This window comes from Clostridium zeae (genome assembly GCF_017312485.1).
GTDB lineage: Bacteria > Bacillota > Clostridia > Clostridiales > Clostridiaceae > Clostridium_AR > Clostridium_AR zeae.
The window spans coordinates 306287-331965 of record NZ_BMBA01000002.1; the positions used below are offsets into that span (position 1 = coordinate 306287).

The 25679-nt window shown below is 29.9% G+C and carries 24 protein-coding genes, 2 tRNA genes, 1 other RNA gene and 1 pseudogene; 9 read left to right on the plus strand and 19 right to left on the minus strand.

Features of this window, described 5'->3' with window-relative positions; all coding sequences use genetic code 11:
- Positions 1-275, minus strand: a pseudogene (locus tag J3477_RS10760) (collagen-like protein); the annotation flags it as partial.
- A 404-nt stretch (positions 276-679) separates the two neighbouring features.
- Positions 680-1093: a GNAT family N-acetyltransferase gene (locus J3477_RS10765; RefSeq protein ID WP_206869959.1), complete on the minus strand. Its 414-nt coding sequence runs from the start codon at positions 1091-1093 to the stop codon at positions 680-682.
- 180 nt (positions 1094-1273) lie between these two features.
- Between J3477_RS10765 and J3477_RS10770 the strand changes: the two genes are divergently transcribed.
- The 7 genes from J3477_RS10770 (at position 1274) to J3477_RS10800 (ending at position 6862) form a co-directional block, all read left to right on the plus strand.
- On the plus strand, positions 1274-1975 hold the full coding sequence (locus tag J3477_RS10770; protein WP_206869960.1) for a DUF421 domain-containing protein: 702 nt from the start codon (positions 1274-1276) through the stop codon (positions 1973-1975).
- Between the two features lie 207 nt (positions 1976-2182).
- A complete protein-coding gene (locus tag J3477_RS10775; protein ID WP_206869961.1) occupies positions 2183-2977 on the plus strand; it encodes an ABC transporter substrate-binding protein in 795 nt (264 codons plus the stop codon).
- Positions 2978-3145: 168 nt separating this feature from the next.
- Positions 3146-3910 carry an ABC transporter ATP-binding protein gene (locus J3477_RS10780; RefSeq protein WP_206869962.1) on the plus strand — a complete coding sequence of 255 codons (765 nt, stop codon included), beginning with the start codon at positions 3146-3148 and terminating at the stop codon, positions 3908-3910.
- Complete coding sequence (locus J3477_RS10785; protein ID WP_206869963.1) at positions 3900-4697, plus strand: ABC transporter permease; 798 nt, start codon at positions 3900-3902, stop codon at positions 4695-4697. Before J3477_RS10780 ends, J3477_RS10785 begins: the two co-directional genes overlap by 11 nt.
- Before the next feature lie 64 nt (positions 4698-4761).
- Complete coding sequence (locus J3477_RS10790) at positions 4762-5586, plus strand: tetratricopeptide repeat protein (protein WP_206869964.1); 825 nt, start codon at positions 4762-4764, stop codon at positions 5584-5586.
- A 197-nt stretch (positions 5587-5783) separates the two neighbouring features.
- Positions 5784-6137 carry a CidA/LrgA family protein gene (locus J3477_RS10795; protein WP_206869965.1) on the plus strand — a complete coding sequence of 118 codons (354 nt, stop codon included), beginning with the start codon at positions 5784-5786 and terminating at the stop codon, positions 6135-6137.
- An 11-nt stretch (positions 6138-6148) separates the two neighbouring features.
- Positions 6149-6862: an LrgB family protein gene (locus tag J3477_RS10800; protein ID WP_206869966.1), complete on the plus strand. Its 714-nt coding sequence runs from the start codon at positions 6149-6151 to the stop codon at positions 6860-6862.
- 111 nt (positions 6863-6973) lie between these two features.
- Here J3477_RS10800 and J3477_RS10805 read toward each other — a convergent pair whose 3' ends face one another.
- The 13 genes from J3477_RS10805 to J3477_RS10865 all read right to left on the minus strand — a co-directional run bounded on the left by J3477_RS10805 (position 6974) and on the right by J3477_RS10865 (position 21284).
- Positions 6974-8947, minus strand: a complete 1974-nt coding sequence (locus tag J3477_RS10805) for a DNA topoisomerase (protein WP_206869967.1) — start codon at positions 8945-8947, stop codon at positions 6974-6976.
- Positions 8948-9195: 248 nt separating this feature from the next.
- A complete protein-coding gene (locus tag J3477_RS10810; RefSeq protein WP_206869968.1) occupies positions 9196-10353 on the minus strand; it encodes an amidohydrolase in 1158 nt (385 codons plus the stop codon).
- Positions 10354-10628: 275 nt separating this feature from the next.
- Positions 10629-12356: an ABC transporter substrate-binding protein gene (locus J3477_RS10815; protein WP_206869969.1), complete on the minus strand. Its 1728-nt coding sequence runs from the start codon at positions 12354-12356 to the stop codon at positions 10629-10631.
- A gap of 334 nt (positions 12357-12690) precedes the next feature.
- The gene (locus tag J3477_RS10820; protein WP_206869970.1) at positions 12691-13188 is read right to left on the minus strand and encodes a TspO/MBR family protein; all 498 of its coding nucleotides are present in this window, start codon (positions 13186-13188) and stop codon (positions 12691-12693) included.
- A gap of 332 nt (positions 13189-13520) precedes the next feature.
- Positions 13521-15545, minus strand: a complete 2025-nt coding sequence (locus tag J3477_RS10825; RefSeq protein WP_206869971.1) for a sensor histidine kinase — start codon at positions 15543-15545, stop codon at positions 13521-13523.
- Position 15546: 1 nt separating this feature from the next.
- Positions 15547-17478, minus strand: coding sequence for a sensor histidine kinase (locus J3477_RS10830; RefSeq protein WP_206869972.1), 1932 nt, complete (start codon positions 17476-17478; stop codon positions 15547-15549).
- A 104-nt stretch (positions 17479-17582) separates the two neighbouring features.
- Positions 17583-18479 (minus strand): tetratricopeptide repeat protein, encoded by an 897-nt coding sequence (locus J3477_RS10835; protein WP_206869973.1) that lies wholly within the window; start codon positions 18477-18479, stop codon positions 17583-17585.
- Positions 18480-18524: 45 nt separating this feature from the next.
- Positions 18525-19112, minus strand: coding sequence for a protein kinase (locus tag J3477_RS10840; protein ID WP_206869974.1), 588 nt, complete (start codon positions 19110-19112; stop codon positions 18525-18527).
- A gap of 209 nt (positions 19113-19321) precedes the next feature.
- Positions 19322-19406: transfer RNA gene (locus tag J3477_RS10845), tRNA-Leu, on the minus strand.
- Positions 19407-19882: 476 nt separating this feature from the next.
- A non-coding RNA gene (gene ssrS / locus J3477_RS10850) (6S RNA) lies at positions 19883-20075 on the minus strand.
- Between the two features lie 278 nt (positions 20076-20353).
- Positions 20354-20662: a spore coat protein gene (locus J3477_RS10855; protein WP_206869975.1), complete on the minus strand. Its 309-nt coding sequence runs from the start codon at positions 20660-20662 to the stop codon at positions 20354-20356.
- A gap of 16 nt (positions 20663-20678) precedes the next feature.
- Complete coding sequence (locus tag J3477_RS10860) at positions 20679-20882, minus strand: hypothetical protein (protein WP_206869976.1); 204 nt, start codon at positions 20880-20882, stop codon at positions 20679-20681.
- A 210-nt stretch (positions 20883-21092) separates the two neighbouring features.
- Complete coding sequence (locus J3477_RS10865) at positions 21093-21284, minus strand: alpha/beta-type small acid-soluble spore protein (protein ID WP_206869977.1); 192 nt, start codon at positions 21282-21284, stop codon at positions 21093-21095.
- 337 nt (positions 21285-21621) lie between these two features.
- Here J3477_RS10865 and J3477_RS10870 point away from each other — a divergent pair, with 337 nt between their 5' ends.
- Both J3477_RS10870 and J3477_RS10875 read left to right on the plus strand, forming a co-directional pair.
- Positions 21622-22026 (plus strand): hypothetical protein, encoded by a 405-nt coding sequence (locus J3477_RS10870; RefSeq protein WP_206869978.1) that lies wholly within the window; start codon positions 21622-21624, stop codon positions 22024-22026.
- 163 nt (positions 22027-22189) lie between these two features.
- On the plus strand, positions 22190-22516 hold the full coding sequence (locus J3477_RS10875) for a hypothetical protein (RefSeq protein WP_206869979.1): 327 nt from the start codon (positions 22190-22192) through the stop codon (positions 22514-22516).
- A gap of 207 nt (positions 22517-22723) precedes the next feature.
- Here the strand turns inward: J3477_RS10875 and J3477_RS10880 are convergent.
- The 4 genes from J3477_RS10880 to coaE form a co-directional block, all read right to left on the minus strand.
- A tRNA-Leu gene (locus J3477_RS10880) sits at positions 22724-22805 on the minus strand.
- Positions 22806-22978: 173 nt separating this feature from the next.
- Positions 22979-24091 (minus strand): glycosyl hydrolase family 8, encoded by a 1113-nt coding sequence (locus J3477_RS10885; protein WP_206869980.1) that lies wholly within the window; start codon positions 24089-24091, stop codon positions 22979-22981.
- Between the two features lie 375 nt (positions 24092-24466).
- Positions 24467-25009 carry a lytic transglycosylase domain-containing protein gene (locus tag J3477_RS10890; protein ID WP_206869981.1) on the minus strand — a complete coding sequence of 181 codons (543 nt, stop codon included), beginning with the start codon at positions 25007-25009 and terminating at the stop codon, positions 24467-24469.
- Between the two features lie 64 nt (positions 25010-25073).
- On the minus strand, positions 25074-25673 hold the full coding sequence (gene coaE / locus J3477_RS10895) for a dephospho-CoA kinase (RefSeq protein WP_206869982.1): 600 nt from the start codon (positions 25671-25673) through the stop codon (positions 25074-25076).
- Positions 25674-25679: the final 6 nt, after the last annotated feature.

Below are 25679 nucleotides of genomic sequence, written 5' to 3' on the forward strand. Positions count from 1 at the left end.
CCTGAAGGTCCTCCAGATGGTCCTGTAGCACCAGTTGGACCTTGTGGTCCAGGAAATCCTCTTGGCCCTCTTGGTCCTGGAGGACCTCCAGATGGCCCTGTTGCGCCTGTCGGTCCTGCTGGCCCTCTTTGTCCCTGTGGTCCTCTTCTTCCGGGAACTCCTGGACATCCTTTCGGTCCAGGAGGACCTTGTGGCCCTGTAGGACCAGTAGGACATTCACAATGAGGTTTCTTTTCGTAACAATTGTAGTTATGATAACTTTCTCTAGTATTCATTTCTGCATCTTTCGCCCCTTTTCTGCATATTTTACCAAGTCTGAATATAATATGATTTATATATATATTCAGTTCTACTTTTCTGATAAAGCGGATTAAAGTTTTATCATTTTTTGTCGCAAATAATCATTTTTTAATATTCAATATCATCTATTTATGTAACAACAGGTCTAGCACGCCCAACTTCTTAAAATTGAGATTGATGTTTGGACTTGTACTAATAAATGGTTGTATTATTTAAGATCAAGCAAAAAATGCATTTAAAATTTACATAATATACCAACATTAGCTCCAAAAGGCAGAAACCTTAATTAATATAAGATTTCTGCCTTTTGGAGTTCTGTATATGTTATATGATAATAATCAATATTTTTAAAATATGACTTCTAATAAATAGAGGTAGCTTACTTTAATGCCTTTTTTACATAATACATATTGAAACCTTCAGGGGAGTTTTCTATAATACTAAAAGTTTCATACCCTAATTTTTTATAAAAATCTAATGTATGTACAGTTTGCAAGTATGCATTAGAAACTCCTCTTTTAATAGCTTCTTTCTCAACTTCAAGTATCATTTGCTTGCCGTAGCCTTTTCCTCTATGTAACCTATCTACCCAAAGAGCATTAATATATAACCAGTTTGAATTATGATTTCCTTGAAGCCCTCCGATGACCTTACCTTCATCATCCTTTATTAAAATGCTAATTGGTATATTCTTCTCTGAGCTTTTTGATAAGGCATACTCTGTTAATCCATTCTCAATTATTTTCATATCCTCGTCTTTTAATTCAGCTTCGATATATAATTTACTATTCACAATAAATCCTCCGCGTTCCCATTTTTCATTTAACCATGAAAATACTTATTTAAGTAATCTTTTGTGATACTATAGCTTAATATAATAGATTATATCATACTTCCTAGATATAATTTATTTCTACAATTGTGGCTATAATAACTTAGAAAATAATTATCAATCAAACCTGGAGGAATTAAAATGCTTATGATTTTATTTCATTTCCTATTTAAGCCTTTAGTAATATTCTTTGTACTTCTTATGCTAGTAAAGGTCACTGGTAAGAAGTCTTTATCTCAAATAACCTACTTTGATTACATATCGGGAATTACCATAGGTGCAATAGCTGGGGCCGCAAGCATTGATAAACATACAGATTTAATTAAAGGTATTATTGTACTTATGATCTGGATTTTCATCCCTATGATTATGTCCTATATAGAATATAGAAGCTTTAGTTTTGAAAGAAAAACCGTTGGAGAGCCTTTATTTCTTATAAAAAATGGAGTTGTGGCTACTTACAATTTGAAGAAAGCAAAATACAGTATAAATGACTTACTTATGCAGCTTAGAAAGAAGGATGTATTTGATCTAACTGAAGTAGAATTTGCAATACTTGAGGTTGATGGAACAGTGAGTGTTCTAAAAAAGGCTCCTTATTCTAAGGTAACTCCTCAGGATCTAAATATAAATCCTCCTTATAAAGGGCTAACCTTGAGTTTAATAATTAATGGAATTATTGTTGATTCAAACTTACACCTTGCAGAAAAAGATAAGGCTTGGTTAGAAGAAGAGATAAAGAAAAATAATATTACTAACATAGAAGATGTACTGTATGCTGGTTATACTTCAGTTGGAAAGTTAGAGCTTGTTACAAAAAACACTTCAAACACTGCAACTTAAAAGGTCCAATAGCTAAAATACTATTTAATTTCGATTCTAATAAAATACAACAGCTTATACAAATAATTACTCCCCCTCAAAATCTTATATATTATATTGAACTTTTATTAATCTACTGATAAAATTAACATTATGCTAAACGGCAGGAACCCTTGAAATCACAGGGTTCCTGCCGTTTGTGTTTCTGCACAGGTTGCAGACAAGACTATGCAGCAAGTATTATCCAAAAGCGTCGATATAGGTTTCAGTGGGCCTGAGCAAGTTGTATACATCTATAATCAAAAGAGAGAGGACTACCCAATTGTATTCGCTCAACTTACTCAAAAAGATGGCTCTTTCTTAGTTGGAAGAACTGAAGACAAAAACTTCACTTGGGAATCTGTGAAAGGTAAAACTATTATAGGTGGTCGTCCTGGCGGTGTTCCTGAAATGGCTTTAGAATATGTTTTAAGAAATCATGGTCTTCAACCTGGTAAAGACGTCAATGTTGTAACAAATATAGCTTACACTGCAACTGGTGGTGCCTTCAAAGGTGGAACTGGCGATTATGTTGCTCTTTTCGAGCCTACAGGTTCTATGCTTGAAAAAGAAAAAGCTGGTAGTATAGTTGCTTCTGTTGGAGCATCAGCTGGAACATTACCTTATACTTGCTTCTATGCAACTAAATCATATATAGAAAAAAATCCTGATATAATAGAGAAATTTACCCGTGCAATAGTAAAAGGTCAGCAATGGGTAGAAAAGAACAGTGACGCTGATGTTGCGAAATCAATCATATCTTTCTTCCCTGGAACAGATCAAGATATACTAACTAATGTTGTTAAAAATTATAGATCTATTGATGCTTTTGCAAAAGTTCCTACAATGAAAGAAGAAGACTATACTAGACTTTTAGACATAATTCAATCTTATCAAGCTAGTTTAGTTCCTTCAAGACCTGCATTTGATAAGATAATTGACAACTCCTTTGGAGAAAAGGCATTAAAAGATTTATCTAAATAGTATTTAATTTTTATTGTCACGGATATTTTATGCTTCAAGATGTATACTACTTCACTCTTTATGTCTTTTCAATATATCCTAAAATCTATAAGATGTATTGAAAAATATATAATATTATGAAGTATGCATCAGTATATCCGTGACAAATTTTTAATAGGTGGTGAAAATATGGCACTTCTTGAAATAAAAGATATCTATATGAATTTTCATACTCCTGAATCAGTTATAGAAGCACTAAATAATATAAATATAACTATAGAAAAAGGTGACTTTGTAAGTGTTATTGGTCCTTCTGGTTGCGGTAAATCAACTCTTCTTAATATAATTTCTGGTTTACTAAAGCCCTCTTCTGGAGAAATATTGTTCAATGGTACTAACTCTCGATCAAATCAAGACATTGTTGGTTATATGTTTCAAAAAGATAATTTATTCGAATGGCTTACACTTTGGGATAATGTTACTCTTGGTTTAAAGATAAAGAAACTCATTAATAAAGAAAATATTGAAAAGGTTGATTTATTATTATCTCAATATGGTTTATCTAAATTCAAAAAAAGCTATCCAAGTCAACTTTCTGGTGGTATGAGGCAAAGAGCTGCGCTGATTAGAACGCTTGCCTTGGAACCAGAAATTTTGTTACTGGATGAACCATTTTCTGCATTAGATTATCAAACAAGATTAAAGGTATGTGATGAAATTTTTCAAATAATTAAGAAAGAAAATAAAACTGCAATAATGGTTACTCACGATATTTCAGAAGCAATATCTACCTCTTCAAAAATAGTAGTACTATCAAAAAGACCTTCTGTAGTAAAGAGAGAACTATTTCTTGATTTTAACGAGAATCTTACTCCTCTTCAAAGACGTGATGAAAAACAATTTAGAGAGTATTTCAATATTACATGGAAGGAGTTAGATCTAAATGATGAATAAAGAACAAGAACATGAATTATATCTAAAGAAAATAAAATTTGCTAAAATAAAACTTGCTGTTGTACGAGTATTAGTTTTAGTCATCTTCTTAGCTCTATGGGAAATTGCAGGAGATTTAAAATGGATAGATCCCTTCCTGACTTCAACCCCCTCTAGAGTTGTAAAATCAATAATGCAATTTTACGGTGAAGGTACTCTTATAAAGCATATACTTGTTACCTGCTACGAAACCATTTTAGGTTTTGTTTTAGGCACAGTTTTAGGTACCATTATAGCTATTGCATTATGGTGGAGTGATTTTGCTTCTAAGGTAATGGAGCCTTACCTTGTAGTCCTTAACGCATTACCTAAAGTAGCACTTGCCCCTATAATAATATTCTGGGTAGGAAATGGTATTACTGCTATTATAGTAGTAGCACTTCTTATTTCAATAGTAGTAACAATAATGAGTGTTTTTTCTGGTTTCCAGGAAGTAGATGAAGAAAAGATAAAATTAATGAAGACTTTTGGTGCAAATAAAGTTCAAATGTTAACCCATTTAATAATGCCTGCATCTATTCCTACAATGATATCTGCTTTAAAAATAAATGTAGGTCTCTCTTGGGTAGGTGTTATCATGGGAGAATTCTTGGTTGCTAAAGATGGTTTAGGCTTCCTAATAGTATACGGTGGTCAAATCTCTCAATTAGATATGGTCATGATGAGTATAATAATTCTTTCAGTTATTGCTTATATAATGTATAAAATTGTATCAATAATAGAAAATATTGTTAGAGTTAAGTATTGATTGTTTGTATTCCCCCATAAAAATAGTATAATTAGCATATTACTATTTTTATGGGGGAATTATTATGGGTGAAAAAGTCAGCAAAAGTTTTCCTAAGGATTTAATCTTAATAGTTATCATATTAGGAATTATGTTCTTTGTAAATCCTGCAATCGGAAGTATTTTGTTTTGGATGTATATCATATACAAAGGCATCACAAACCGTGATATGTTATCTGCTTTTATGGCAAATAGAGCTTACCGTAATTACCAATATTCAAAGGCTATAGATTGGTATAAGAAAGCTGCATTATCAAAGGTATCAAAAGCAAAAATAATTGCTAATTACGTTTTTTTAGAGCTTAAGCATGGAGATGTAAATGAAGCAGATAGAGTCTTTATTAAAATAACCACTGAGAGACAGTTCAAGGAAAAAGATTTTCAAAATATTAAGATGGCTAAAGCATTAATTTATTGGAAGAAGAACGATGTTGACTCTGCTATAAAAACTCTGCAGGATCTATCTGAAACACATAAAACTTCTACGATTTTTGAGACCCTTGGGTACTTTCTAATCAATAAAGGTGATTTGAATAAAGCACTAGAATTTAATGAAACAGCTTTAATTACATATGGCAGTAGTTCAATCATAAAAGCAAATCTAGGTGAAATATACTATTCCCTTGATAACTTTGAAAAAGCTAAAGAATTATTTACTCCTTTAATAGATGATTATGTTAATTTTTCAGAGCCTTATTACTATTCTGGTTTGATTCTTGCAAAAGAAGGAAATAAAGAAGCTGCAACAGAACTTTTAAATAGAGCTTTATCACTAGAGGAATCTTTTTTAAGCAATTTGAATAAAGAAACAATCAAACAAAAGCTTGAAGAAATTTCTAAGGTTTATTAAAAGACAAGATTTCTTGTCTTTTTTTCATTATCAACCTGATTTTCAAAGTATTCAAGAGTAAGTGTCCAAATTGTATCTATAGTTATCTTTAACGGCAAATGAAATTGTTTACTATCTATTATTAAGTCACATTCCGCAGTTTACCTTCCTCTAAAAAAATGCTAAATTATAATAGTGTATTTAAGGAGGTGTAATCCGTGAAATTATTTAGAGAACTACTTATAATTCTAGTAATATTTTTTATAGGGGAATTTATCTCAAAAACCTTTAATCTTCCGGTGCCTGGCAATATAATCGGAATGCTCTTATTATTAGTTTTACTGTTAACAAAAGTTATTAAACTTTCATACATAGAAACCATATCTAACTTTTTTCTAGATCACTTGTCTTTTTTCTTCATTCCAGCTGGAGTGGGCTTACTCACTTCAATGGATGTTCTAAAAAGCTCTTGGGGAAGAATACTGATTGTTTGTATACTAAGTACAATAATTATGATAGCTGTTACTGGTTTCGTAATTCAGCTTGTGACAAAAATTATGAAAACTAATTAAGGAGTGTAATCATGAATATTTTCACTAACAATGCTCTATTTGGTATAGTTATATCTCTTATAGCTTTTGAAATAGGTTTACTTTTATACAAACGTACAAAATTCCCTTTATTTAATCCACTTTTAATAGCTATTGCTTTAGTAATAGGATTTTTACTACTTTTTAAGATTGATTTTAAAACTTATAATCAAGGTGGACAATTTATAAATATGTTTTTAGGACCAGCTACAGTAATTTTAGCTGTGCCACTTTATAAACAAATCAAGCTTCTAAAAGCTTATGGTCTTCCTATATTCATAGGTATATTTGTAGGAAGTGCTGTTGGAATAATAAGCATAATTTTATTATCTTATGCCTTTAAATTAGATCCAGTAATAATAAAATCCTTAGCCCCTAAAGCTGTTACAACTCCTATCGGTATGGAGATAAGCAATGAACTTCATGGCATTGTGCCTATTACAGTAGTTGCCATCGTTATTACAGGAATAATTGGTGCTATGATAGGTCCATTGATATGTAAAATCTTTGGAATAAAGCATAAGGTTGCAGTTGGTGTATCCTTAGGTACTGCCTCTCACGCAGTTGGAACCTCTAAGGCATTAGAAATTGGAGAAACTGAGGGTGCCATGAGCTCACTTTCCATTGGACTAGCAGGACTCATGACAGTTTTCCTAGCACCATTTATCTATAATATTCTTAGCGGCATATTACATTTTTACAAGTAGTTAATTATATACAACTTTAAATTCCTTACTAAAAAATATAAATCCTATGATACTTTCAAAACCTCTATTTAAAATAGAATTACTTTGAATTTATCATAGGATTTATTTACTTTATTTAGTTTCTGCTAAACCATATGTATTTTTAACATCCATTAGTTTTTTATATATTAGATTTATATTACTTTGTTTTTTTACTCTAAATATATTATTTTTTGTATAGTCCTCTAACTTGCCCATGAAATTTGATGGTTCTATCTCTTTTTCATATACCATTTTCAATCCTTTTTCCCAACTTGCAGTAAGTGTTGGATTAAGCAAAGATGGTATGGATGAGCTTATAACTTCATATATCATCTCACCTTTTATTGTTGGTGTAAGTATTTGTGTCTTAGAATTTACCATGAGATAATTAATATTTATTAGCTTTTTTATTATCTCCGCTCTAGTAGCTGAAGTCCCAATACCAGAACCTTTTATCTGTTCCCTTAATTCATCATCTTCTATTAGTTTACCAGCATTCTCCATGGCGATTATCATAGAACCTGACGTATATCTCTTTGGTGGGCTTGTTTCTCCTTCTTTAATAGAATACTGACCAATTTTAAGTTTGCTGCCCTTTCTTAATTCGTTAATCCAAACAAAGGAATTTTCTTCTTCTTCTTTGTTATCACTTTTTAATATTTCTAAGTATCCTTTTTCTATACAAACCTTAATACTTTTAAAAAACTTTTCTCCCAATATATCCGCTGTTATAGAAACCTTAGAATATTTTGCTGGAGGGAAGAATATGCTTAAAAATCTAATAACTACTAGTTCATATATCTCACGTTCAAGCTTACCTAGTGTTCTTATAGCTCCTTCGCCTTCACCAGTTGGGATGATTGCATAGTGATCTGTTATCTTTGAATCATCAACATATTTACTTTTACCAATGTCTTTAGTCCAATTGTTCTTCATTATCTTAACAGCATTATCTGCAATACCTGGATTATATCCAAACTTAGTAAGCTTATTTATTGTCTTTGATATTTCTTTAGCTACTGCTGATGATATAACTCTCGCATCTGTTCTAGGATACGTAAGCATCTTCTTTTCATATAGCTTTTGAACTACACCTAGAGTTTCATCTGGACTTATCTTAAATTTTTTCGTACATTCATTTTGTAGTTCTGCTAAGTTAAATAAAAGCGGTGCATATTTTGTCTCTTTAGTTTTTTTAACTTCATCAATCAAAGCTAACTCTGCTGGTTTCAGCATTTCTACAAGCTCTTCCGCAGTGTTCCTAGCTTTGAATCCACTATCATTATACAAAAGTGGTGATTCATAATACTTAGAGCCCTCTACAGCTTTCCATTCAGCATCAAAACTTTTTTCTTCTTTCGCAAGATCTACGCTTACTTTATAGAAACTAGTTTTTGTAAAGTTTCTTATTTCTCTTTCACGATTTACTACTATACCTAAAACACAGCTCATTACTCTTCCTACTGCAATTACAACTCGTTCCTCCGATAAAACTTCCGAGATCTTTCTACCATACATTAAAGTAAGTAATCTTGAAAAATTTATTCCTAAGAGAAAATCTTCCTTAGCTCTAAGATATGCTGAGGCAGCAAGAGAATCATATTCTTCAAGGGGTTTTGCCTCTTTAATCCCTCTTCTTATCTCTTCCTCAGTTTGTGAATCTATCCATACTCTTTTTTTTGTTTTACTAGGCGCACCAGCCATTTGATCAACTAATCTATATATGTATTCTCCTTCTCTTCCGGAGTCTGTACATACGTAAACTACGTCAACATCGTCTCTATTTAAAAGCGAAGATACAGTATCAAATTGCTTCTTTACATTAGGTATAACATCATATTTGTATTCTTTAGGTAAAAAAGGTAACTCCCCTAGATTCCATCTTTTAAATCTAATATCATATGCTTCTGGATAACACATTGTAACCATATGTCCAACACACCAGGTAAAAATAGAATCCTGGCCTTCTACATATCCGTCACCTTTTCTTCCATTAACTTTTAATAATTTTATAAATTCCATTGCTACAGATGGTTTTTCTGTAACGAATAAAGCTTTTCCCATAATCAAAATCCTTTCTAAGAAAACAACCTATGTTTTTTTAGGAAGTTCAATGTTCTACTAAGTTTTTTATATAGACATTAAAATATATATTTGCCAATTTAAAAATTATAGTTTCTTAAAAAACAAAAAATATAGCCTCCCACTTAAGAGAAGCTATATTAATTATATACTATTTCAACTATAATTTAAACCTTTATTCATATTTACCTTAGATGGGCAAAATTATAATTCAACTTATAATTTTAGTTTTAAAGTTGTTCATCTCTATACACAACCTTACCATCGACAATTGTATATAGAGTAGTTGTAGCAACTTCGAAAGGGCTTCCATCTAATATAACTATATCTGCATCTTTACCAGGTTCCAAACTACCAACCCTATCAGCTATACCTGCTATTTCTGCCGCATTTATAGTAATTGTGCTCAATGCTTCCTCGAAGGTTAGCCCTGCTTTCATCGCAAAAGCTGCACAAAGTGGTAGATGCTCTATTTGTATAACTGGGTGATCAGTTATAATAGCTACCTTTACACCAGCTTTTGTAAGTTCTAAAGGCGTCTTAAAACTTTTATTTGTCAATTCTATCTTTGTACTAAAAGTCATAGTTGGACCAACTAAAGCTGAAACCCCTGAGTTCTTAATTTGATCTACTATCAAATGCCCTTCTGTGCAATGATCCAAAGTTATTGGAACATTAAATTCCTTAGCAATTCTTATAGCTGTTAATATATCATCTGCTCTATGAGCATGTGCCTTAAGAGGAATCTTTCCTTCTATAACAGGCACCAATGCTTCATATTTTAAATTTATTTCAAAAAAGTCCCCTTTTTCTTCAGCCTTTTTCTTCTTTCCAATATAGTTTTTGGTTTCTGTTAGAGTCTGTCTAAGTAAAGCAGCTGTAGCCATCCTTGTCATTGGCGCTTTCCCTTTTGAATTATATACTCTTTTAGGGTTCTCTCCAAAAGCAATCTTCATAGCTACTGGTTCTTTAAGTATCATTTCATCGATACAATTGCCATGAGTTTTCATTGCTAAAAACTGCCCACCTATTACGTTAGCGCTTCCTGGTCCAGTAAGAACAGAAGTTACTCCAGCTTTAACTGCTTTTCTAAAAGCTCCATCTACTGGGTTTACACCGTCTAAAGCTCTTAGATGAGGAGTTATCGGATCAGTCATTTCGTTGATGTCATGACCTTCGAAGCCCATATTTTCTTCTTCTCCTCCAATATGAGTGTGCGCATCAATCATACCTGGTATTACATAACCACCTTTAGCATCAATAACCTCTTCCTCTAAGACAGCTATATTTTCCGCAACCTCTACTATCTTCCCATCCTTTATGAGAATGCTTCCACATTCCAAAGCTTGTCCAGCCATAGTGAAAATCTTACCATTTTTTATTAGCATATTACCAACTCCTTATATAATTTTATTTGAACTTATTTTTCAATAAATAACTATATTAAAGATAAGTGTTTAATCCTCCGAGGCTTTAATAAGCTTAACACTTATTTGCAACAATATTCTTAAACACAGCCTCAAATTATAATATAAATAATCCTTATAGAAAATTTTGTAAAGCATATAATAATATTTTACCATATATTAAAAATAATTAAACGTTAAAATAATTAATTTACTTTATACGCAAAAAAAGAGGAGCAAATGCTCCTCTTGATTTATTACTTAGCAGTAGGATCTGTTAACTCAACTTTGTAAAGATCATAAGTCCAGCTTCTGAAAGCTGAAATTTCCATTCCTTTTACTCTTGAACTTACTCCCCAAACTTGTTTTGGATTAACTATAAATAGATAAGGAACTTCATCATTTATAAGCTTAGCCCATTCTTGATAAGCAGTCTTTCTTTCATCTTGCTTAGTAGTTCCTAAACCTTTTTTAATCAATTCTTCAGATTTGTCTGGATGCCAACCAACTGAGTTGTATCCACCTAAAGTATCTTGTGATTTAGCAAATATTCCTGATGGATCTGGATCTATTGAAAGTGACCATCCCATTGCATACATCTGGAAGTCTTGTTTGTCATAAACTTTTTCTGAGATTGTGTTAAAGTCTAACATATCAGTAATAACATTTATTCCAAGTTTTTTCCAATCTTCTTTAACTACAGGAATAAGTGATTCAATCATCTTATTGTCAGATGTAGCTAACCAATGTATTTCAAATGGTTTTCCATCTTTTTCTCTTATCTTTGTACTATCATTCATCTTCCAGCCAGCTTCATCTAATAACTTATTAGCCTTGTCTACATCATATTTGTATTCATTTAGACCAGTTGGATCTACCCATGAAGTTGGTGCATTATGAGTGTTTGCAACACTTGCATATCCTTGATAGTAAGATTGAACGAATTCATCTCTTCTTAATCCGTACATAAGAGCTTGACGAACCTTCTTATCTGAGAACATAGGTAATCTTGTATTTAACCCTATATAGTTATAGTTATTTGCTGAGAATATTTGTTGATCTAAGAATCCAGCAGTTTGAACCATTTTTACAGTATTGGCATTTGCAGTAATTTGGTTTACATCAACTTGTCCTGCTGATAATTCTTGTACATTTGTCTTATCATTAGTAACCTTGTAAATAACCTTAGCTATCTTAGGTGTTCCTCTAAAATAAGTATCATTCTTCTCAAGAGTTACAGATTCACCTTGCTTAAATTCCACAAATTTATATTGCCCTACACCAACTGGCTTTAAGAAACTATCCTTAATTTTTTGTATATTTCCCTTTTCAAAACCATATACTGATTTTGGTAATATACCATAAGCAAAATCATAGATACCAGGACCCTTTACTTCAGTTAATGTAAAGGAAATAGTTTTCTTATCTATTACCTTTATACCTGAAACTGAAGTTGCTGAACCTTCTTTATATTCCTTGTAGCCTTGAAGCTTTTCTACTGCATCTGCTCTTGGTCCATCATATTTAGGATCGCAGAAAGAAGTATAAGTAAATGCAACGTCATCAGCAGTAACTGCATCTCCGTTACTGAACTTAGCTCCATCAACTAAAGTGAAAGTATAAGTCTTTCCATCATCAGAAATCTTCCATTCCTTAGCTAATAAAGGTATTGGGTTACCTGCAGCATCATTTGATATCAATCCATCAAATATAAGATCTGTTATATAGCTATCATAAACAGAATCTGAGTATAGTGGATTAAACTTGCCTTTTGGTGCAACACCACCAACTATAAGTGTATCCTTTCTGTCTTTAGCAACCTGTGGAAGCTTACTAACATCTGTAGCTTTCTTTACCTCGTTTGCCTTAACAGTTTTAGCAGCATCATTAGCTTGCTTAGTATCATCTTTCTTTGTACCACATCCAGTTAGAACTACTGCTCCAGCTAAGATTGTACTTAATAAAGCGACTGATTTTCTCTTCATTAAATTCCTATTCTAATACACATTTCGCGTACTAGAATAGATTCACCCCCTTTTACTTTATATATATATAATCTGAAAACAGATTTTTACTAGATCAAAGGTTGTACAAATAATATTTTTAAATATTATTCATCAAATATTTAAATTATTTAGAAAGTATTAACAAATTTTTAATTCATATATAATATATACCATATCTTCTCAAATAAAACAACTATCTTTATAGAAAGTTTTATTATTTTTTTATTTTTTTGCTTTTTTTACAATAAATTTCATATATGAAAGCGGTAATTTGTTATCGAATTGTCATTTTTATTATTTGTTTATTATTTTTTCACATCTCATTCATTATCCACACAAACAAATTTAGTACACATGCATATAAACACCAAAGTATGTAAGGTAACAAAAGAAAACCTGCAACTCTATCTACTTTAAAAAACTTTATAATTGTAATAAATATAAAAATTATTAGCATTACTAATTCAATAAAAGCAACTCCATACAATCGTAGTTTAAAAAATATTATTGGCCACAAGAAATTTAGTATTAATTGAATAGAATAATAAACCAATGCATTTTTTGTGTTTTTCCCTTGCTTTCCTAGCTCATATATTCTATATGCAGCAATTCCTATAAGAATATAGAGAACAGACCACACAAATGGAAACACACAGCCTGGCGGTGCAAAAATCGGCTTATTAAGATTTACATATAATTTGTCTGCATCCTTAGTAATAAAACCTATTATTAAACCACCTCCTAGTGTAATTAAAATACTTATTATGAGATCTCCAATATTAAATTTATTATTAACTTTAAAAAAATTCATTGCATCCCCCTTATTTCGTTTTTTTATACTATGAAAATTATCACGAAACTATTCCATAAATTTCAGTTCACTTTTTTGAGTAAGAAAGTAACATTTAAATCAAAAAACATTTTAAAAGCCTCCTCTTGTCTATAAGAGAAGGCTTTCAAAATATAAATTTTAATTATAATAAGTACATCTAAAGTTGTATCAGTTCCATATGAAATTTATTTTAAAAACTCCTCTAAGTTTTGAAGCAGAATTTTAAAATACAGTTTTAATTTATGAAGTGGTTCATCAATATGCTCTAGATACTTTAATATTATGTCAACAATTTATGATATTCATAGAGATTAAATATATATATCTGAAAACTCAATATCTACCTTTTCTTTCAACTCATTTATATTAGCATTTTTATATTCTTCATAATCTCCTATATAATCTTTTGTTCTCTTAAATTTTATATCGAATCTATTTCCATAATTAAATGAATTTAATTTGATTTCACCTTCTTGTAGTTCTATTAATGCTTTAGATATAAAGAGGCCTAAGCCGCTGCCTTCTTTCCTACTATTAAGTGAATATTGATTTTTAGAGAACTTATCAAATATATAATTTTGCTCCTCTTCTGATATTGAATCTGAATCATTAAGAATACATATATTCACAAAATCGCTATCACTGGTTATTGAAACAAAAATAAATCCACCAGATTCTCCATACTTTACACTATTAGAAAGTAGGTTTAATATAACTCTTTCAATTAACTCCTTGTCGCATTTCACATATATTTCTTCTTCATCCACATCAAAGGTAAGCTTCATATTAAATTTGTTAATATACTCTATTGTAGATTGTGCTACGTCTTCCACTAAATCTACTATGTTGTATATCTTCATATCTGGAGTTAAATAGCCTTCTGATAACTTATTTGTATCAATAAAATTATTTATAGTCCTTATAAGTCTCAGACAGTTTCTTTTTATATTATCTCCATTTTTACTCAGTCCATTTTTGTTTTTCTCTAATAGATATAGGTCATTTAACTGTAACGCAGAAAAAATAACATTTATAGGAGTTCTTAATTCGTGGGATATATTTGTGTAAAATTGTCTTTTTATTTCGTCATCTTTTATATACCCCTCCAACTCATTTTTCAAATTTTTAATTTTTCCTATATCTGTAACATCTCGTATTAAAACAACACATATCTTGTTATTAATACACTCAGTAGATAAGTCATACAACCTTACACTACCATCAATATTAATAGAAAAATTCATAATATTTTTTTCAAATGCCGTATAAGTACTACTTAAAGAACCTATGTAATCAATAAATTCTCCAAGCTTAAATCTCTCGATTTTCTTGTAATCGCCACAAATAAATTCTAATAGTTTTTTTGCAGACGAATTTATAAAATTTATTTTTTCGTATTCAAAAATTAATATGGAATCTGGTATAGAGTTAATCAATATATTATATTTACTTTTGCTCATCTCCATCATTTTTTGGAGTTCAATCTCTAAATTCATTCTCTTTTTTAATATACTACTATAATGTTTTTGGTCTTTTTCCATCTGCTTAAGTTCCTCATACATTTCACTATAAGTTCCTTGTATGAGGAACTTGCTTATTCCTTCAAAAAGAGTGTAATAGGCTAAATATTTCAAAATATGAATAGTTAAAATTACATTATAATTAATATTATCGTATCTTGTAAAAGTCATCTTAGCTATACTCTCATATATAATCACAAGAGAGAGGTATGCGAGAATATATTTTTTACTATTATTACTTATACTATTACTTCTAAGTATTCCTATAAAAACAAAGCTAAACATAAGAATAATAATAATCCAGTTTAAATTTATAAAAATAGCTCTACGATATGCAATTGAATTCGATTTTGTATAATAGTAAATAATTAAAAGCGACGCAAAAATAGCTATTCCACTGACTAAAAATATTATAACTGCTTTAAAATAGCTTATAGCTTTCTTATTAAAATAAAGGGATAAAATTATAACTAGATGTTCTAACCAACTAGTTATCAACCATATAGGCAAAGTAAAATTTAGCACTTCCTCATACTTTTTCCCATCATTAAATGATAAGATGTGTACTAAATTAACTATACATATAGCAGAAAAACCTAAACCTATATAAGTAAATAGATTATGTCTTCTTAAATTAAATCTATTTATAGACATCATAGTAAGTGAAGCTCCAAAAGTTGTACATAAGACTTCAACAAATTGATGAAAGAACATATAATCCCTATTCTTTTCGTACACCAATATTATAATCAAAAGTAAAGGAATAAACAGTTTAAGCACAATATTTTTATTTTTTATAATTGCATTATCATTCATCTTAAACTAACTCCCTCGTAAACTTTATTACCACTTTTGTTCCTTTATATTGGCCACTTTCAATCGAAACTTGTCCACCTTGCAATTCCACTAAATTTTTCACTACGTATAGCCCTAGTCCAGAGCTTTGATTTGTGGCTATTTTACTTCGGTCCTTTGAATTAAATTTTCCAAAAGCACTTTTCATATACTCACTGCTAATCCCTCTCCCTTGATCGGAGACTTCAATAGCTACTAAAAGTTCATAGCATCTTAAATAAACTTTTATTTCACCTTCATCAGAATATTTTATTGAATTAGATATTAAATTCAATATAATTCTTTCTATGAAATTCCTGTCACAAATTACAAAAATCTCTTCTTCTTCTGTATCGAAAATAAGTTCAAGATTTTTATCCTTAGCATATTCCACCAGGTGTTGTATTGTTTCTTCTATTATATCCACAATATTATATCTTGACATTTGAGGCTTTAAATAATCAAAATCTATCTTTGATGTATCAATTATGTTGTTAGCCAACCTAATCAGAGTCATGCAATTATCTTTATTTATAAGATTATATTTTCTTATCACTTCAAAATCATCATTTTCTAATAAATATTTATAAAGCTGTGTTGCACTATATATTACATTTATTGGAGTCTTCAAATCGTGGGATATAGTTGAGAGGAAAGTCCTTCTCATCTTCTCTTCCAATCTCTTTTGGTTAATGCTTTCCTTCATTGCTTCAAATTTTATCTTTTCTGACACATTACTCAATATTAAAATTGATTCATCTTCATTATTATTTATATAAAATTCCCTTATTTCAAAGTATGCCATTTCCTCATTAATCTCACTAATTCCATCATAATTTATACAATCATCTTTATAAACAACGGTACTTTCATTTTTATACACAATAGATTTTATGCTTTTATTTATAATATCTTTTAAATTTTCAATATTGAACATTTTTATAAATTGGTTGTTCACAAACATTATTCTATTAGTAGAATTGTTAATAATCACCATCGGTAATGGCATTCCATCAAAAAGCATTTTATAATCATTTTCTCTTCTTTCAATACTTTCTCTTATTTTTGCCATAGCCATGTTTTTTAAATAAATTCTTTTATTAAATTCTTCTAACTTAATATTGTGCCAATAAATATCATTGAATATGGTTTTATATGGCTTGTCTAAAAATTTATCTAACAAGCCAGCTCCTATAATTAAGTACGCTCCCAATCTGATTATATTAAATAAGAAAAGAAGAAGCTGCGCGTTTAAAATTAAATACAATAAGTGGATAATAAAAGAAAAGCTTATAGTATACACATAAATAATAAAAAAATTGAATTCATTATTATTTTTATAACTAAACTTTCTAAGCTTCACTATAGGAACTATCAATATTAATATACTTATTGCTTGTGTTATGTACTCAAAACTAGTTGTAAAAATTCCAATTGTAATAAACATATAAAAGAAAGATATTATTGCAAGTAGTGAAAATACATGAATACATATAAGTTTCTTATCGCTATATTTCTTATCTATAGTAGTAACAGCAAGATGTATATAGATACTTTCTGCCAAACTGCATATATCCATATTCTGCAGTACAATATTATAATACTGTTGAACTTTGCTACCACTTGATATTTGCAAAGTTATATTCATAACATTTAGCAATCCAATTATAAAGAATATAATGTATGAGAATAATAAAAACCTAGATTCTGCAAATTTAGTAGTTGTATATAAAATTATCATAAGTTCAAAACATATCATTATAATTATAATATTTATTAGGTATATTACTATGCTAGAGTTTATATTAAAAGAAATAAAGAAAAGAACAAAGAATATGCCAAATACAAGTATGGTTTTTACAAGCTTTTCATGATTTAAATATAGAAAATCTAATGGCCATTTATTTTCATTCATAATATAACCTCCTACAGAATTATTTTATATTAATTATTACAAAATAGGAATATAATTTCTATTTTAACACAAAAGAAATAAAAAAAAGACACAAGATATACTTATTATCTTGTGACATAAAAATCCATATATAATTTACTATTTCTTGTAGCTTCAAGTTCATCATCTTCATTTATATATTTAATAAACCCAGGGTAAAGCTCCACAGCTTTTATCAGGTCTTCAGCTGCTTCATCTATTCTATTTAAGCGTGATAAAAAGCAGCTTCTATTATAATAAAGAAACTCACATTCTTTATTGCTTTCAATTCCCTTTGATAAAACATCTATCCCTAATTCAATATCATTTCTATCCTTATAAAGAATGGCTAGGTTTAAATATCCGTAAGGGTATTCTCTGTTTATCTTAATAGACCTTCTATAATAATTTTCTGCTTTATCAATTATGTTGAGCCTTGTATAGATTACCCCCATATTAAATAAAGCCAAATAATTCTGACTTTCTAGTTCTAAAGCCCTACTAAACATTTTGAATGCTAAATCATATTTTCCTAGTTCCTCATAAGTTGATCCTAAATTAGTATATCCCCAGAAATCGTATGGATCTATTTCAATAAATCTTAGATAATATTGTATTGTACTTTCTTTATCTCCAAAGCTATCATATGCATTTGCTAAGAAAAAACAAGCTTTTCCATACAAAGGATTAATTTCTAGAGCTTTTTTGTAATATAAAATAGCTTTATCATATTCTTCTCTATCATCATAGATAACACCTAGTCCATAGTAAGCTCTTTCTTCTATTTTATCTTTTTCTATTATATCTTCATATATCTCTATAGCCTGGTCCTGCATGCCTAGCTCATCATATATTAATCCGATATTAATTAGGATTTCTATATTAGAATAATTTTCTTGTCTATCTGCTTCCATATAGTGATTTAAGGCTTTAAAAAGTTGCCCTTGGCTATATGCTTTCTCTGCTAAGTTTATGTAATCCATATAACTCCCTACTTCAAATATAATTTATCTTACTTATATTATAACTTATTTTATGCCTAATTTTATATACTTACCCATCTTATATTTCCATAATACATATTTTTCCCTATCTAACTGACTTATATTTTCAAAAAAAACGTCTAAAGCATCTAGATTAAAAAGTCCTTTCATTAAATGACGAGGATAGTTTACTTTTTTTGTATAATTATTTTTAGGATCTATTATAACCACTGACATGTCCTCTTGAACGTAAATGTCCTTACACCTTATATCTATTCTAGTAAAACCAAGCTTTATAAACTCGTTAGTCATATTAAGTAATGATTTACATATTTCTTTGTTAAGCCCGTTATCTTTTATATACTTATCCAATCTTTCTCCACCAACATAGTCTCTTACTATATACAATTCTCCACAATTATGTATGACAGGAAAAAACTTCGAGCCTTTTACTCTTAATAATATATCAGTTTCTTCATCACAAACCTTTTTTTCTCTAAAGATCTTTATTATCTTATTCTCAGGCAAGCTATATACTATCCCATTATGCCCTTCTCCTAGAAATTCTGCTTTCTTAAATTCACTCTCTATCTCATCAGTAAACTCAACACTGTAGTCAATATTTCTGGCCAAACAACTCACATCCTATGATGAATTTTACTAATTTATACGCTTCTATATCAATAAATATTCCATTTTCAAAAGATAAAGAGTCGCTGATGCCATAGAAATTTCTAGATTCAGTTAGTTTGAAAATATATAGTTTACTTTACAGTAAATAATAAAGCCAGCATACAACAAAATTGTAATACTGACTTTTTATAATTAATCTATATTTCCCCTGGTGCAGATGACGGGACTTGAACCCGTACGTAAAACTACACGCGCTTCTGAGACGCGCCTGTCTGCCAATTCCAGCACATCTGCAAATTCAATTGTTAATATATGTCATATTCAAAGTATATTTCATTTATTTTCTAATGTCAACTTTCTGATACCTTCATGTATAAACGCATGTTTATTATATATTTAAATAATTTTTTAATCTATATTATATGATCTTACTTTATTCATTTATACCTACACATTATCATATACGAATAACTCTATACTTGAAATTACATTGAGAAGTTTAGGGATATTTCTTCACTGTATTGGTATATTTATACACTTAAACGTAAAAAAAATCGTTGAAGCAACCTTCTTCAGTGAATTTTTTTGCGCATCTACATTTCCTAATTTATATGAGGAAAATTTGGCACGCGACACCTTCTTCTTTTTTATTCTTTGACTCATATTATGTTCCAGGTTTATTTAACATATTTATCCATAGATATAATTTAGTTATAAATTTCTAAAGAATAAAAAAGAGAAGTATCACTACTCCTCCTTAAAATTCATAAAGTTACTCCAAAATACCGTTGCCCTGATTTTGACACCTATCTCTCGATAGGTGGGTGTCCTCACAATTATATCAATCGCCTAAAATGCCGTCTAAGGGACTCACAGAAAGGTACATATCCACAATTAAATCTTGAACTCCCTTTGTTGTAATGTAGGTTCAAAATAAGAGCTTGACGCATATCCCAGAACATATGAATTATTATGCAAATTTTATGGATATTTTTAATATCCTGTTCTCTATAACTGAATTATAAACTATATGAAAATAAATTTCAATAGTAAATTTATCAAGTTTATATGAATTAATTTATTGATCCAATAGCAGTATTGTTGGTCCTTTTACTACTGGAACTATATTTTAAACTCTAAATTCAAGGATGTCAATTACTTTATTTCATTGAAAAAGCTTATGATTTTTAGGGCAGATATAACTCCTATAATTTCATAGGACAGTTTAATATTAAAAATATCTATTTTTTGTCTCTATCAATAACATCTTCTGACTTTTTAAAAGCATCAGAGAGCTGGTCAGTTGTAGGTGCGTATGGTTGTTCCCATCCACGTTTAACAGCTAATTCTGAAATTGCTGCATGCCCATTAAGAACTTGGCTTAGACTTGATGCGTACATCGCTCTTAACTCTGGTGTAGGACTTGTCAATGTAGCATTAAGATATGCATTAGCAGCCCCCTTTGCACCAGCTAACATATTGCTAACTATAACTTCATCATTCATAACTGTATCTTTCATACCTATTCCTTCTAAAATAGTTGATATCATCTTAGGTCACCTCTCCTTATCTTATTATTTGGTTTTCATTTATAAATTGTTGTATTCCTTTTATTCTGCCTTCTGCTGCTAATATACCAGCTTCAGCTTGTTTCTTTATTTCATCATCATTTATAAAGCCTTGCACAGCTCTTGATACAGCCAATCCATCTCTTTCCAATGTTAATAATGATGTTAATGACATAACTTCTACTTCTGAAAGTTTTCTCATGTTAATACCTCCCACTTAATTTATTTCTTATTTATTGTCTGTATTTTATAGTGTATTAATCATGTAAATGATGGAAAAATTTTATATCCCTATTTGGGATACAAAATTATTTGTATATTAAATACCAAACTTCTCTTTCTTATACATTAAAAAATACAAAATTGAAAAGGCTAGATATTAATATCTAGCCCTTTGATATACTACTTTTTTCTATAGGTTTTTTTCGTAAGATTCTATCATTTTCTTAACCATTTGTCCGCCTACAGATCCAGCTTCTCTACTTGTTAAGTCTCCATTGTAACCTTCCTTTAAGCTAACTCCAACTTCTCTAGAAGATTCCATCTTAAATTTATTTAATGCTTCCTTTGCTTCAGGTACTAATACTCTACTTCTATTTGACATTTTGTATTCCTCCTTTGTAATTGATTTGTTTAAGTATTAGTATTATTTGCGAATATTTCTTAATTAAACTGAAATATCATTGGAAGCTTATCCAACCAATCCCATACATTATCCTAAATTGGTAAACTACCCGTAAATAGATATACATAAATTTAAAACACCCCTCTTTTAAAGGAGGCGTGTTTATTAACGTAATAGGATAAGGTATATTAATTATAATACTTTCTAAAATACTGGAAGACTTACCTTCATAGCATATTTCCACCATAATAAAAATATGGTAATATATAACTATATCACAATCATATAAAAAAGGTTTATAAAAAAGGAGAATATTGTGAATAAGAAGCGTCTTTCAGCAATCCTTATTATACTAATATTAGCAACTGTTGCTATCCTAGGTTTAACCATGATTAACTCTAAAACTAATATATCTTATAAAAACAAATCCTATACTGGAGAGAATGAAAACTGGAGCGTTTCACTTGAAGTTCGTGATAAGCAGCTAGATATAAAAATTACGCCTAAAATTCCAATGGATAAGGACTCTAAAATACAATGCAAAATCAAGACTGGTCCTCATTATTCAAGCAGTGGTGTACTTTACTATGGAAGCACCTTTAAAAACTTCCGTGCATCATTACCTTTGAGTATAGATCCCATTAATTACAAAGATGAGCTTATTGTTATAGGCTATAATAATAATGAAGATAGAATAACCTTAAAGCCGATAAAAGAATAGTTCTTAGTTTTAATTTTATCTAGATAAAATTTCTTATAGTCATCACATGAATCTTTAGCAAAACACAATCTGCATTCATTTTTTCTATTTCATATCAAAAATCATCACATCTCATCAAAAAACAACATAAACTAGTAGTAAAACGATATGAAAGGAGTAAAAAATGTCAAACGATAATTTCAATTTCGATCAAAATGACCTAGATGATAAGAAGATTCCTGAAGAAGGAGTAACCATAAAACATGATAAAGATGGTATATCAATTTATATAAACATTTACAATGTAAATAATCTTGCAAATCAAGGCGGAAATGCTGGTGTTAAACAAGCAGCAGAAACCGGTGGTCAGATCAGTGGAAAAAGTGGACAAAACGCAAATCAAGGTGGTCAGATTGCTGAAGAATGTGGGCAGAATGCAAACCAAGATGGAGAAGTTGAATCTGAAGGCTGTGGCTGTAAGGCTTCTGAAGATTCTACTAGTGAAGAATAATTTTTGTCTGTTATTATCATATTAATCTGAAATGTAATTACTTTAGAGCGATTAAATAAACCTATTTATCAAATAATAAATAGATAAGATTATATCCTCTAAGTATTTGATATAAAAGCACTTCACATCTTCTATAAAAACGAAAAAATCGTACGACACAATCAATCGTACGATTTCTTCATTTTTATTGATTCACAGTATTTTCTTTGGTGCGAAAGACGGGACTTGAACCCGTACGGTCTCCCACACGCCCCTCAAACGTGCGCGTCTGCCATTCCGCCACTCTCGCATATTTTGTTAACAATAGAGGATCTTCAGCTTTTTTAGCTGACAAATACAATTTTACTACTGATCTTTTTGCTCGTCAATAGAAAAATGCCAAGTATTGATTAAGTAGAACAACCTAATAGATCATTAATAACTCCATCAGGTTGTTTTGTAAGTTGCTAAATATGTACAAAATTACTTTTGCATAGCTAAAACTGCATTTAAATTATCAAATGAGTATACTTCCTTTGTTTCAGCATTACCAAAAGCTCCATAAATCTCATTATTCTTATCTACAACTTGGAATTCCAGCAGTTTCTTAATAAGAAGATTATATAATTCTGTGTCTCCTGACTGCTTTGCAATCATAGCTGCAACAGAATATATAGCCGTTGATCTGATATCTGTGGATGGCTTTCCTGTGCTTATATCATACATAGCGTACAGAGCACCATCTGTAACTAATCTTTCTTTTACCCAATTAACAGTGGTTGTTATGTCTCCTCCATCTTGCTTAAGATATAAGGAAGTTATGAGTGATAAAAGCGTATCAGCATCCTTTTGTTCTACAAACCCTTGTTTGCTGACATCATAGGTATTTTTATAAAGTGGTAAATTATTTGATATATATGCTTTACCTATAAGCTGCCTAGACTCATTATATTTATCCTTCCATCTTCTATCTATACTTTTAAGTATATCCATGGTATTTACATCAAGATAACATATAGTAACAGATTTGCTTTTTCCATAACCATCTTTAAAATCTACAGGAAGGTTAGAAGTTATATTGTTCTTTAGGATTGAATCAGATATTTTTATTGCATATTTTCTATAGTTAAATTCTTTCCATCTGTCATACCCATATATTAACACTTTTATTATTCTAAAATCATCTATGGTAGCTGACGTTTCTGCTAGAGTTCCATTGTCTATTCTCCATGCAACAGAATTACTTGCAAGAAGCATTTGATTCATCACTATATTACAGTGTTTATCAAACAGTTCCTTATCGCCTTGCTCTACAGCATACAGCATTATAAGCCCTTCCGACTCAGAAAGCACTGCGTGTCCTTTTGTGATATCCTTGGAACTTGGTTGATCTATGTAATTAGTATATATACCGTTTTTAGAACCAGTCATTTTGCTATTTAGGAAGTTTAGCGTTAACTCTTCCTCTTTAGTAACTTGGGGAGTTGACCATTGTTTATTAAGCTTTATTGGAAGCAAGTATCTAATATTGATTACAGCAGTTATTCCAATAATTATAAAAACAATCAGAATAATTAATAGTATTTTCTTTTTCATCACTTTCTCCTCATTTGATAAGTTAAATAATCGCAAATTTATACCACTTTATTATTAAGCTATCTCTAAAAAGTTTTATTTAACTTCTTAACGTTAACTTATATATAAAGTGGTCTATTTTAAAATTTTGATATGTATAAGAATATTGTTGAAATTAAGTGGTTATGCAGGAGATGCTATATGAGTGAGCTACTAGAATTAAATGATTTTGGCAGATGTAGTGGCGTTAAAAAACTGTACTGTTCGAACGTAGTGAGTTTACAGTTTTAGCCATGGAATATGACAAAATCATATTAATTCTTTGCGTAAGCTCATTAAAGCATCGGATGACTAACCGCTTAATTTCCAACACGGTGCATTAGCAGCATTTAAAGGTTAGTTATATAAAAATTTGTAAATATTATAATTTACTTTAACTTTCTTTAAGTATTTATCTGTTTCCTTAAAGGGTATATATTTTAACGACTTTCCATCACTTGAGTATCTACTATCGTTAAGCCACTTATTTACATTTCCACGACCTCCATTGTAAGCCGCAATTACTAAATCCATATCCTGCAGTTCATCTCTTAAGTTTCTTAGATACCAAGATCCCATATTTATATTGTACTGAGGATCTAATAACTGTGAAGAATCTGAATAATTAATATTCATTTCTTTCGCAGCCCACTTAGCTGTACTGTCAGTTACTTGCATTAGTCCATGTGCATCTTTAAATGAATGTGCATTTGTATTAAAGTTACTTTCTGCCTTTATAACAGACAACACTAATAATGGATCCAAATTATATTCTACACTGTACTTCTTAATTATATCTTTATATTTATATGGATACATTAAATTATAAACACACCATCTAAAACCCAATAGTACTATGGCTATAACAACAAAAAATACAATGTATTTTCTTAATTTCATAACATTCTCCTAAACATATTAGGGCTTAATATCACCACAAAAATTAATTATATTCATTTATATTTTACTTATAAAGTTTTAATATTTCTATCATATCATCTACTTGTTCTTTAGTCTTTATCAAGCTGGCGCTATTATCTATTATAAAATTTGCATATTCCTTTTTTCTATCTAAAGGTAATTGTGCATTTATCCTATTTAAGGCTTCACTCTGACTTAATTTATCTCTTAGCTTTAATCTCGAAAGTTGTGCGTTACTATCAGACCAAACTAATATAACAAAGTCCATTTCTTCATGCATGTTATTTTCAATCAGTGTTGGAGCATCTAAAATCACAATCCCAACACCTTTTTTATTGTATGCATCAAATGAATCATTTATCTCTTTTATAATATAAGGCATTATTATATTTTCATATTTAATTCTTTGCTTAGGAAATCTGAATATATGATTGCCAAACTCTTTCCTTCTAAATTCACCTCTCCAATCAAAAAATCCATCTCCGAAGTCATCTCTTACCTTTATAAGTATTTCTGGATATTTTGAAAGTACATCCTTTGCAATTTTATCAGCATCTATAATGCAAAAACCTGATTCTAGAAGTATTTTAGAAACTGTACTCTTACCAGTACCAATTCCCCCAGTTAACCCAACCTTAATCATAATTTC